Origin of the sequence: Bacteroides sp. AM16-13 (assembly GCF_003602705.1) — a bacterium.
Lineage (GTDB): Bacteria > Bacteroidota > Bacteroidia > Bacteroidales > Bacteroidaceae > Bacteroides > Bacteroides xylanisolvens.
Window position 1 is genome coordinate 170911 of the sequence record NZ_QTLK01000012.1, and the last position, 12039, is coordinate 182949.

General features: G+C 42.0%; 12 protein-coding genes. 4 read left to right on the forward strand and 8 right to left on the reverse strand.

Annotation, left to right across the window (positions count from 1 at the left end; genetic code table 11):
* Positions 1–178: 178 nt before the first annotated feature.
* The gene (locus DW173_RS11845; RefSeq protein WP_008024469.1) at positions 179–1435 is read left to right on the forward strand and encodes a glutamate-5-semialdehyde dehydrogenase; all 1257 of its coding nucleotides are present in this window, start codon (positions 179–181) and stop codon (positions 1433–1435) included.
* A gap of 79 nt (positions 1436–1514) precedes the next feature.
* Positions 1515–2471, forward strand: a complete 957-nt coding sequence (locus tag DW173_RS11850; RefSeq protein ID WP_008024468.1) for an acetylornithine carbamoyltransferase — start codon at positions 1515–1517, stop codon at positions 2469–2471.
* A 177-nt stretch (positions 2472–2648) separates the two neighbouring features.
* Here DW173_RS11850 and DW173_RS11855 read toward each other — a convergent pair whose 3' ends face one another.
* The 7 genes from DW173_RS11855 to rpmH all read right to left on the reverse strand — a co-directional run bounded on the left by DW173_RS11855 (position 2649) and on the right by rpmH (position 8161).
* Positions 2649–3041 (reverse strand): rhodanese-like domain-containing protein, encoded by a 393-nt coding sequence (locus DW173_RS11855; protein WP_004312995.1) that lies wholly within the window; start codon positions 3039–3041, stop codon positions 2649–2651.
* Positions 3042–3055: 14 nt separating this feature from the next.
* Complete coding sequence (locus DW173_RS11860; RefSeq protein WP_008024467.1) at positions 3056–3757, reverse strand: hypothetical protein; 702 nt, start codon at positions 3755–3757, stop codon at positions 3056–3058.
* Positions 3754–4902, reverse strand: coding sequence for a 1-acyl-sn-glycerol-3-phosphate acyltransferase (locus DW173_RS11865; RefSeq protein WP_117683204.1), 1149 nt, complete (start codon positions 4900–4902; stop codon positions 3754–3756). Before DW173_RS11865 ends, DW173_RS11860 begins: the two co-directional genes overlap by 4 nt.
* A 7-nt stretch (positions 4903–4909) precedes the next feature.
* Positions 4910–5884: a D-alanine--D-alanine ligase gene (locus tag DW173_RS11870; protein ID WP_004312992.1), complete on the reverse strand. Its 975-nt coding sequence runs from the start codon at positions 5882–5884 to the stop codon at positions 4910–4912.
* Complete coding sequence (locus tag DW173_RS11875) at positions 5881–6954, reverse strand: RluA family pseudouridine synthase (protein WP_004312991.1); 1074 nt, start codon at positions 6952–6954, stop codon at positions 5881–5883. The genes DW173_RS11870 and DW173_RS11875 overlap by 4 nt, the downstream gene beginning before the upstream one ends.
* A 26-nt stretch (positions 6955–6980) precedes the next feature.
* Positions 6981–7631 (reverse strand): PASTA domain-containing protein, encoded by a 651-nt coding sequence (locus DW173_RS11880; RefSeq protein ID WP_008016764.1) that lies wholly within the window; start codon positions 7629–7631, stop codon positions 6981–6983.
* 371 nt (positions 7632–8002) lie between these two features.
* On the reverse strand, positions 8003–8161 hold the full coding sequence (rpmH, locus tag DW173_RS11890; RefSeq protein ID WP_004299762.1) for a 50S ribosomal protein L34: 159 nt from the start codon (positions 8159–8161) through the stop codon (positions 8003–8005).
* Between the two features lie 192 nt (positions 8162–8353).
* Between rpmH and efp the strand changes: the two genes are divergently transcribed.
* Positions 8354–8920: an elongation factor P gene (efp, locus tag DW173_RS11895; protein ID WP_004312989.1), complete on the forward strand. Its 567-nt coding sequence runs from the start codon at positions 8354–8356 to the stop codon at positions 8918–8920.
* Positions 8921–8988: 68 nt separating this feature from the next.
* Here the strand turns inward: efp and DW173_RS11900 are convergent, their stop codons facing one another.
* Positions 8989–10389 carry an alkaline phosphatase gene (locus tag DW173_RS11900; protein ID WP_118196049.1) on the reverse strand — a complete coding sequence of 467 codons (1401 nt, stop codon included), beginning with the start codon at positions 10387–10389 and terminating at the stop codon, positions 8989–8991.
* A 171-nt stretch (positions 10390–10560) separates the two neighbouring features.
* Between DW173_RS11900 and DW173_RS11905 the strand changes: the two genes are divergently transcribed.
* A complete protein-coding gene (locus DW173_RS11905; RefSeq protein WP_008021897.1) occupies positions 10561–11763 on the forward strand; it encodes an IS110 family transposase in 1203 nt (400 codons plus the stop codon).
* Positions 11764–12039: the final 276 nt, after the last annotated feature.

Genomic DNA, 12039 nt, shown 5'->3' on the forward strand with positions numbered 1-12039 from the left:
TATACCGAAATGAATTTTCAACTAATCAGAAAAAGAGATACGAAATTAGAACTATATGTCTCTACAATCTATATACCATCACAAAAGCAACATTTATTTCTGTTTTCAACAAGTTTTATTCACATCATTCACTATATTTGCATAGTTTATCTTTCCATTTAATGCAAAAAAGGAGCAAATGACTACAAATTTAAACGAGACCTTTGCTGCCGTACAGGTGGCAAGTCGGGAATTAGCCTTGCTGAATGATGACATCATCAATCAGATTTTAAATGCAGTAGCTGACGCAGCAATTGCAGAAACACCTTTCATTCTTGCAGAGAATGAAAAAGACCTCGCACGGATGGACAAAAATGATCCGAAGTACGACCGGTTGAAATTGACGGAAGAACGTTTAAAAGGCATTGCTGCCGACACACGCAATGTAGCGACACTCCCCTCTCCTTTAGGTAAAGTGCTGAAAGAAAGCGTTCGTCCCAATGGGATGAGATTGACAAAAGTCAGTGTTCCTTTCGGAGTGATAGGAATCATTTATGAAGCCCGTCCGAATGTCAGTTTTGATGTTTTCTCCCTTTGTTTAAAGAGTGGAAATGCCTGCATATTGAAAGGAGGAAGTGATGCCGATTGTTCCAACCGGGCTATCATCAGTGTGATTCACGAAGTATTGAAGAAATTCAATATCAATCCACACATTGTAGAACTACTTCCGGCTGATAGAGAAGCTACGGCAGCATTGCTGAATGCTGTGGGTTACGTAGACCTGATTATCCCCAGAGGCAGCAGCAGCCTGATTCATTTCGTACGCGAGAATGCAAAAATTCCCGTTATTGAAACAGGGGCAGGTATCTGTCACACTTACTTTGATGAATTTGGAGATGTAAACAAGGGGGCAGCTATTATTCACAATGCGAAGACACGCAGGGTTAGCGTATGTAATGCGCTGGACTGCACCATTATACATGAGAAAAGACTGACCGATCTCCCTATGCTTTGCGAGAAACTAAAAGACAGCCATGTCATTATCTATGCTGACGCACAGGCTTATCAAGCATTAGAAGGCCGCTATCCTGCCGAACTTCTGGAACACGCCAAAGCAGAAAGTTTCGGCACAGAGTTTCTAGATTATAAAATGGCTGTCAAGACCGTAAAAAGCTTCGAAGATGCCTTAGGCCATATTCAGGAAAACAGCTCCAAACATAGCGAGTGTATTGTTACCGAAAACAAGGAACGTGCAGCCTTATTCACAAAGATTGTGGATGCAGCTTGCGTATACACCAATGTATCTACTGCCTTCACTGACGGAGCGCAATTCGGATTAGGAGCAGAAATCGGAATCAGTACGCAAAAACTACATGCGCGCGGTCCGATGGGACTGGAAGAGATCACCTCTTACAAATGGGTCATCGAAGGAGACGGGCAAACGAGAAGAAATTGAGACGATACCGTTATCGTTAAAAATCAAACAAGGTATTGAACGAAACTAATTGAAAATTAAGAATTAAAAGATAAATGATATGAAGAAATTTACTTGCGTACAGGACATCGGCGATTTAAAATCAGCCCTTGCAGAAGCATTCGAAATTAAAAAAGATCGTTTCAAATATGTAGAACTGGGACGAAACAAGACTTTGATGATGATCTTCTTCAACTCCAGTCTGCGCACCCGCCTTAGCACACAGAAAGCTGCAATCAACTTGGGAATGAATGTAATGGTACTAGATATCAATCAAGGTGCATGGAAACTGGAAACCGAACGTGGCGTAATTATGGATGGCGATAAACCGGAACATATCTTAGAAGCCATTCCGGTGATGGGCTGTTATTGTGATCTCATCGGAGTACGTTCTTTCGCCCGTTTCGAAAACCGCGACTTTGACTATCAGGAAACGATTATCAATCAATTTATCCAATACTCCGGACGTCCCGTCTTTTCGATGGAAGCGGCAACACGCCACCCATTGCAGAGCTTTGCCGACTTGATTACCATTGAAGAATACAAGAAAACAGCACGTCCTAAAGTGGTCATGACCTGGGCTCCACATCCACGTCCATTGCCACAAGCTGTTCCCAATTCTTTTGCCGAATGGATGAACGCAACGGATTACGAATTTGTCATCACCCACCCCGAAGGTTATGAACTCGCCCCGCAATTTGTAGGCAACGCAAAAGTAGAATACGACCAGATGAAGGCTTTCGAAGGAGCCGACTTTATATATGCCAAGAACTGGGCAGCTTATTCTGGCGACAATTACGGACAGATATTAAGTAAAGATCGTGATTGGACAGTCAGCGACCGTCAAATGGCAGTTACCAACAACGCTTATTTCATGCATTGTCTTCCGGTTCGCAGAAATATGATTGTGACAGACGATGTGATCGAAAGCCCGCAATCAATCGTTATTCCGGAAGCTGCTAATCGTGAAATCTCGGCAACTGTCGTTCTGAAGAGACTATTGGAAGGACTAAAATAACCGAAAAATAAAGAGGCCGAAAAGCCTTTTCCATCAACGCATAAGAACAAAAGAACATCTCCTTAAAATCCTACTTATAAATATAAAAACAGGATTTGAAAATTGAGATGTTCTTTTGTTCTTATTGTATTTAAAATAAAAGCAGGCTATTACTTACCGCCCGCTCTTTACTTTACCTTATTTCTCTATTTCTTTGCCAGCCTCCTGCCAGGAATTAAATCCTTTATCAAGCTCAAAGACCTTATAGCCCTTCTCACTCAAAATTGCCGCAGCCTTCTTGCTCCGATTACCACTACGGCAATACACAGCCACCGGTTTATCCTTCTGTAATAATGAATCAGCCATTGAAGCAAAAGAATCATCCATCACATTGATGTTGATTGTCTTCGTGATGTGCCCCTCCGAATATTCCGCAAGTGTGCGGACATCCAGACGTTGTATATCCTCATTCTGAATAAGAGAATCAAATTCCTCTACATTCATGGATTGAAAATCTCCTTTCTGCTGACAAGAGAAAAGGGAAGAGAGAAATAAAAATATCCCCACGATTAATTGATTCAATTTAAACATATATACTCTATTATTCAATTCTGCCCAGGAGTATAGTCAAACCCGGGATCACAATACTTTTCAGATACTACCGCAGATCCATCCTTATCGTACGTACAATATTTAAACTTAATATTCATAGTCCGGCCAGGATGCTCTTCATCAATATATTGCGCCAAAGGAACAGAGATGTAAGCACGCCGATTATAGTATTCTTCATCACTGTTCGCATCATGGTATAATAACATATTCACAATACCATTTGTTTTAAGTTCAGACACATCTTCCACTATGCCGAAAGTATGTCCTTTGCCTGTACTGACTTTTAGATTCAGAATCATATTCAGATAATCCCTCCCCAGCCAGATACTGACCACCTCTACCGGGTCTTGCTTTATACCGTCTTTATACACAGGATCATCTTCCGGCTTAGGCACCGGCACAATGAGCGATTGCAAAGAATATATAGTAGCCGCACTTCCATCCGGAAGCACTTCATAGTTACTCATTACACGTCTGGAGGTATTTGCGGCAATAGTAGAACCCGTACGGTCTTCCGCCACAGGCAAAGCCTCTCCCTTATCAGGAATAAGCGTTTGTATACGACCGTCTTCCCCGGCCTCTACAGTCACAAATTCCAGTTTCACCGAAGGATAATAATAATCATCATCTCCACAGGCAGTCATCAGGAAAAGCAATCCCCACAACCAAATAACATGTAATTTTCTTCTTTTCATCGGCAAGCTGCTAAATAATTAACTAACGGATTGGAATACATTAATAACAACTTCTCACGCAAAAAGTCTTCATCCTTATTCGGAATCTTGATCTTTGCCAATTGTTGTTCAATATAGTTCATAAACTGTTGTTTCTCTTCTTCCGTGTAATTGGACACGAATTCCGTTGTGCCATTCAGCCAATCGTACGCCACATAATTTCCCGGATATATCCGGTAATTACGATGAATGCGGCGGTCAATACAGGCAGAGATACGGGCAAACAAATCCGGTTTCGGCAACGAACGGTCCAACTCTTTCAGATCATCATTCAGACAAGGGGCAACCTGAAAATGTACCCTGCCTTTATATCCGAAAAGACCGGTTTGCATATTAATCAAATCGTCCTGCGTCGTCTTCTTATACCCTTCGATGTCTCTCTTCAACTGAAACTCCTGCGCTTTCAGAAAATCACACGGGTCATATTCGTATGAAATAGCAAGCGGAGCAATATTCATTTCCATCAAACGGTCTATCAAATCACCTTCACCACCCATTGCCAGCATTTTCAACACACTGTCTTGCGTACGGTCATTCGAATCTTTTGCACGTCCTTCACGCTGCGCAATCCAAATAGACTGTTTTTTCTCCGAAATGGTGTAATGCATATAACGGGACATACGCGCTGAAGATTCCAACATTTGCCGCATGGTCAATGCCCGCTGCACAATGAATGATTTATTGACACGTACCAGTTTCTTAATCCAGGGATAAATCAGCAAATTATCTCCAATCGCTATTTCTACCGTATCCATTCCCTGGTCAATCAACAAAATAGAGAGAAAGCCCGAATCGAGAATAATGTCTCTATGATTCGATATATACGTATAAGCTTTACTTTTATCCGGTATGGCGGTATGATCCAGAGTCAGCCCGGCGGTATGATCTGCCGCTATCTTCCACAAAATGCCATAACAAAATGCCTCCTGAAAATCAAGTTTAGTCTTACAGGCACGCATTTTCTGCGCCAGAAGTTCAAATGGAACGTTCGGTATAGCCCCGGTAGCAGCTTTCTGAAAAGCCGGATCGGCAATCAGTTCCTCAAAGATTTGAGGAAGTTCCTCATCATTGTAAGGACGAATTTCATTAAACTCTGTCAGATCCATCACGTGATTAAAATTTGTTTTCAATAATATCGGTCATCACATCCTTTATATCCAGTCCGGCTGCACGCACTTGCTGGGGAATAAAGCTGGTAGTAGTCATTCCCGGAGTAGTGTTTACTTCGAGAAGATTCAGTTTTTCACCGGCAGTCACAATATAATCTACACGGATAATGCCGGAGCAACCTAATATATCATAGATAGCCGAAGTCAACATCTGCACACGCTTGGTCAGTTCGTCCGAGATACGCGCAGGAGTGATTTCATCTACCTGTCCATTATATTTAGCATCATAATCAAAAAACTCATTGTGCGTCACCACTTCCGTAGGCGGGAAGATAACTGTCTTCTCTTTGGTCTTATAGCAGCCGCAAGTCAGTTCCGTTCCATCCATAAACGCTTCTACAAGTACTTCTTGCGCCTCTCCGAAAGCTTTAACAATGGCCGGCTGTATTTGTTCTTTTGTTTTTACTTTCGTAACTCCGAAGCTCGAACCTCCCAGACTAGGCTTGATAAAACAAGGCAGACCGATCTTTTCCACTACTTCCTCGTCAGAAATCGATTGTCCCTGGCGCAGCAACAATGATTCGGCAATGCGCACTCCAAAAGCTTTCAGATATTGATTGCAGGTAAACTTGTCGTATGTAATGGCAGCTGCCAATACTCCACAACAGGAATACGGTATACGCATCATATCAAAATAGCCTTGCAGGCGACCATCCTCACCGGGCGTACCATGGATGGTGATATAAGCAAAGTCGAACACAACCTTTTCCGTTCCGTTCGTAAAACTAAAGTCATTTCTATCTACCGGCACTTTATTTCCGTCCGGCAATTGTACTTCCCAGCGACGGCCTTCCATCTCCACGATATACAAATTATACTTTTCCTTATCAATAAAGGAATAAATGCCCTGTGCACTACGCAGGGAAACTACGATTTCAGAGGTATCCCCTCCTGCTACGATAGCGATGTTGCGTTTCATTCTAATTCTCTATTACTTATATAGCCTCTCCACTTCTCGATAAGCCGGGTCATGTCATCCGGAAGTTCGGAAGTAAAGTACATCTCCTCACCTGTGACGGGATGCACAAACCCCAACGTCATAGCATGCAAAGCCTGTCGGGGACAAGTGTCAAAGCAATTATTTACAAACTGTTTGTATTTACTAAAATGAGTTCCTTTCAGTATCTCATGCCCGCCATAGCGTTCGTCATTGAACAATACATGACCGATATGCTTCATGTGGACACGGATCTGATGGGTACGTCCTGTTTCAAGTATACATTCCACAAGGGTTACGTATCCCAGTCTTTCCAATACACGGTAGTGCGTAACGGCATGCTTGCCCACCGTCGGGTCGGACATCACCGCCATCTGCATCCGATCTTTCGGATTGCGGGCGATATTACCGACAATCGTTCCTTCATCCTGTTCCACAACGCCCCACACCAGAGCACGATATCTGCGTTTGGTAGTCTTATTAAAAAATTGGAGTCCCAGATTTGTTTTGGCATCCGGTGTCTTGGCAATCACCAGCAAGCCCGAAGTATCTTTGTCGATGCGATGAACAAGTCCCACGTGCGGGTCATTGGCATCGTAATCCGGTATATCCTTCATGTGCCAGGCGAGCGCATTGACAAGCGTGCCGTGATAGTTTCCGTGTCCCGGATGCACTACCAACCCTGCCGGTTTATTCACCACCATTACGTATGGATCTTCATAAACAATAGTAAGGGGAATATCTTCAGGAATAATTTCGTTTTCATAACGGGGGCGATCCATCATCACCGTTATGACATCCAGCGGTTTCACTTTGTAGCTACTCTTCACCGGCTTGCCATTGGCCATAACGAATCCGCCTTCGGCAGCCTTCTGAATACGGTTGCGCGAAGCATTGACAATACGTTCGAACAGATATTTGTCGACTCTGACCATCGCCTGTCCCTTATCTACAACCACGCGGAAGTGTTCGTAAAGCTGGGATTCGTCACCGACAGGTTCTATATCGTCCAAATCATTCTCCAGTTCATCCGGAAGTTCTTCCTCTATCATGCGAGTCCGTTTCTGTTATTTATCTATTAAAACCAACTATCATCTTGAGTAGATGACGATTCTGACGTAACCGGCTGGTCCGTATCTACGGAAACATCGGCTGAATCTTCTTCCGACGTATCACCGGAGCCGTTTCCGACCATCAATGTTAACGAAGATCCCACAGGAATTTTCTCACCCGCAGCCAACTGACGTCCCTGGTACTTCACGCCGTATACCCAGTCTTTCTCACCATTTACCAATTGAACCTGATTCAGTTTGAAACCGGCATTCAGCAATTTAGCCTGCGCCTGGCGGAGCGAGCTGTTGTCCGCCACATCGGGAATAGCACGCAAAGGGACATCCAACGTATTGACAGTCAGATATACTGTGCGTCCTTCTTTCACTTTCTCGCCGGCTCCCGGCTTCAGTTCGAGAATGATACCTGCTGCTTTATCCTTTACATATTTGGTATCGGAAATCACATATACCAAACCGTGATTCCGGAACATTTTCGCTGCTTCGTCCACCGTCATCCCTTTCACATCGGGAACGGCAACAGTTTCACCATGATGAGTATGTATATCAAGCCATTTCAATACACCGAATATCATCACTACCACCACAACAATCATGGCGATCATATTCACCCAGAAGAATTTATTTGTTTTAAAAGAAAAGAATTCTTTAATAGTCATACGCATTGCTGTTAATATGCGCCAAAGATACGACAAAATAGTTGAACTTTTAAAAAGTAGGCGATGAAAAATGTCCTCATCTATTATGCAAGAACGCTTATCATCGCCAGAATTGCTGCAACTATAATCCCCACTCCTATAGATTTCAACAACCTTATTATATTTATGCGGGTTTTCAAATCCCCCGAATCCGCTCTTCTATTACGTATGTTTGTTTATGAGTCTTGTTCTATTCCACAAAGAAAAGCAAAAAGTCATAAACAAGAGCAAACAATAGCGCTTTTTAACATACTATTCTCCTGAAAATCAGGAAACAAAAAAGGCGAAGATTAAATTCCCCGCCTTTTTTGTTTCCTGATGACAAGTGATTATCACTTTTGTCCGTTGTACTCATCAGAAACAGTCAGTTTCTTTCTGCCTTTTGCACGACGAGCAGCTAATACTCTACGACCATTAGCCGATGCCATTCTCTCACGGAAACCGTGTTTGTTCTTTCTCTTTCTGTTAGAGGGTTGAAATGTTCTTTTCATTACTGTATCTTGTTTTTATGTTATTATTCTACGTAATCGGGCTGCAAAAATAGGCACTTTTTTTAAATTAACCAAGAGATAACTCATTTTTGCTCAAAAGTTTTTGTGTTTTTTACCGATTTAGATTACTTTTGCAGTCGAATTCCTGCGAAAACAATTAAATAACAATAATATATTAAGAAAAATAGCAGTATGATTAATGCTCAAGACATCAAAAACGGAACTTGTATCCGTATGGACGGAAAGCTCTATTTCTGTATCGAATTCCTGCATGTAAAACCAGGTAAAGGTAATACTTTCATGCGTACTAAACTGAAAGATGTAGTCAGCGGTTACGTTCTTGAACGCCGTTTCAACATCGGTGAAAAGTTGGAAGATGTACGCGTAGAACGTCGTCCGTACCAATTTTTGTATAAAGAAGGAGAAGATTATATCTTCATGAACCAGGAAACATTCGACCAACACCCTATCGCTCACGATTTGATTAACGGTGTTGACTTCCTGCTCGAAGGTGCAGTATTGGAAGTTGTTTCTGACGCTTCTACTGAAACTGTTCTTTATGCAGATATGCCGATCAAGGTTCAAATGAAAGTGACTTATACAGAACCGGGCGTGAAAGGTGATACAGCTACCAACACGCTGAAACCTGCCACTGTAGAATCAGGAGCAACCGTACGTGTTCCATTGTTCATCAACGAAGGTGAAACAATTGAAATCGACACTCGCGATGGTTCTTATGTAGGACGTGTAAAAGCATAATTGACAAGAACATATATAAAAAACCGGAAGTTTTTGGACTCCCGGTTTTTTTATGTCTTTACCGATATTTATTTGTATCCGGCTGCTTTCGCAATTCTTTTAGGAATCTCCGTGTTATCAATCTTTTCTCCAAACAGTTGAGAACCTGCGCCGATAGCGAATACAGGTACATAACCGGCAGAGTGACCGCCACTTACCCAACCTACCATAGCAATCTCATCCATCACTTCCTTAGCACGTGCAGCCATCGGTTCACTCTTAGAGTACATACTTTCAGCAAATACGACTTTATTCTTCACGAATGATTTTTCAAACTCATCACGTAATTTCTTTTCCTGTTCCCAAGAAATAGGGAATTGTTTCCAGAAACCCATTTCTTCGCCCAAGAATGTTTTCATATCTTCCCAAGTCACTTTATTGCCTTTTAATTTCCTCAATTCGCTGATACGTTGTGAAAGTCCGTCAGCAGAATGTTTCTGATGCTGCAATGCTTTCAGGTTCAATTCATATTTTCCTGTACCCAGCACGATACCACCTGTTTCATGGTCGGCAGTAACGACAATAAGGGTTTCTTTCGGATGCTTTTTATAAAACTCATAAGCTACCTTGATAGCATTATCCATATCCTTTACTTCGTTGAACACTGTAGCAGCATCATTCGCATGACACGCCCAGTCTATTTTGCCACCTTCTACCATCAAGAAAAACCCTTTCTTATTATCTTTAGTAAGAAAATCAATGGCACTTTCTGTAATCTGCGCTAAAGTCAAATCACCTTCTTTACGATCGATAGCATAAGGTAAACAAGATGGATTAGCACCTTCTTCCTGAATCAGGATCATCTTTTCTGCTTTTGCTGCTTTTGCCTTATAGTCATTGTAGCCACGTGCTACTGTATATCCGGCTTCTTCAAAAATAGGGAAAATACTTGGAGCTTCTTTCTTGTCAAAAGATGTAGTCGGTTTAAGAAAACCACCACCTGCATAAAAATCAAAATTTGCTTTTGGCAAATCCAAAGCTATTTCATAATATCTATTACGATCGGGTTGATGTGCATAGAATGCGGCAGGAGTAGCATGATCTACACTAACAGAAGTAGTTACACCAACTTTCTTACCAGCTTTCTTTGCCTTTTCAGCTACAGTCTGAATAGCATTCTTGTCCTCTCCCACAGAAATTGCATGATTATAAGTCTTCTTGCCTGTTGCTAATGCAGTACCTGCAGCAGCAGAGTCGGTTACTGAATTTTTAGCAGAGAAAGTAGTTGCCATAGTAGCAACCGGGAATTGAGTAAATAACAAAGGTTCAACACCAATACGGCCATTTTGAATTTCCGCCTGATACATCTCCGTACCATTTACTTGATTGACTCCCATTCCATCCCCGATGAAATAGAATACGTACTTTGCCTGCCCGTTGGCTACAACGGAGATAAAGACAAAGAACAATGTGTAGATTAACTTTTTCATTCTCTAGTATATTTATTTTTAGATTATTTGTCTACAAAATTATATAGAAAAATCGAGTTTTTCTACACCGGCACAATAAAAACCGAGGCCAACCCTCAAACTCTGCTTCATACTTCGTTTAATTGTTACGAATGTCCTATATTTAAGGAGTGTAACTAAAAAATCTCAAATATGGACAAAGACAGAATCGTGGCCGGCCTTGATGTCCACAAAGATACAATTTATCTCTGTGTGATGGATAATACAGAGGCCGTTATTTTTGCAAAAGTTTATGGTACATTGACTCCTGATTTAGAACTTATGTGTTCCGAGATGGTTTCTCATGGGGTGACAGAGGCAGCAATGGAAAGCACTTCGACCTATTGGGTCCCTGTGTGGAATGCCTTGTGCGAGAGCATGTCTCTCAAATTGGTAAATCCTTATTTTATAAAGCAGCTTCCCGGTCGCAAGAGTGATGTGAAGGATGCCCAATGGATAGCGGAATGCTTGTTGAAGAATCTGATTCGTGGAAGTTTTGTGCCAGATAAGAGAGTGCAGGACATGCGCAAGTATAACCGTCGCATCTTCGACCTGAATGAAGACCTGACGTATAACAGCAATAAACAGGACGCTGCTTTACAGCGATGTGGTTTTCGGTTAAGTAACTATGTATCCCGAGTCAATGGAAAAAGCTATCAGAAGTGCGTCCGTGCAATAATAACCGGGATAACCGACCCTGAGGAGCTGGTGAAACTCATTCATGGAAAAACTCTACGGAAATACGGACGCAACATCATAAAGGATGCCGTAACGGGTGACTTTCACCAGGCAGACATCTGTTTGTTAAAGCAATACGCAGAGCTTATAGAGGTAATCGAGAGACAAATCGAAGAATGCAGGAATGCTCTCATTGCCATGTGCCAGGAACACTTCCCGAAACAATTCAAACGTCTACAGAGTATCCCCGGTGTTAAAGAACGCGCCGCTTCGGCTATAATTGCGGAGACCGGGGCTGACATGAAACCGTTTGAAAAAGCAACAAACCTAGTGGGATGGTGTGGATTGAAACCACGCAATGATATAAGCAACAATAAAGTCAAAAGCAACAGGACGACGCATGGGAACCGATTCCTGCGTCAGATATTGATTGAAATATCCTGGGTCGCATCAAGAACCCGAAACTGCTTTTTCTCAAATTTCAGCTACGTGCAATGCACCCAACGCCATAAGAACAAGATGAAGATACAAGTAGCCATCGCCCGAAAACTATTGGTCGCAGTATGGCATATGCTGACAAAAGACGAGGATTTTATAGATGTTTACCTCAAGCGGCTTGAAAAGCAGGCGGAATGGCAAAATGATATTCAAGCATTAGAATCGTTATTGGTCGGATAGACCTTTCCGATATACCTCTATCGACAACATAATTACCTTTGTGCTGCCACATGAGCGCGTTTACAAAATTATTGTATCTATAGAGGGATTGGACACCGGCGTAGTCCTTTTAGGCTGAAGAGGAAAGTAACAAACTTTACTAGTTCAGACGACAAAATACTTGTCGTCTTAGGCGTTTTGTGGGAAAATTTACGGACTATAAGTATAATTAATTAGATACAAGTAAGTTACATGCGAATATAAGAGCAGGAGATTTTTCTTTTTAGAGGAAAGGTA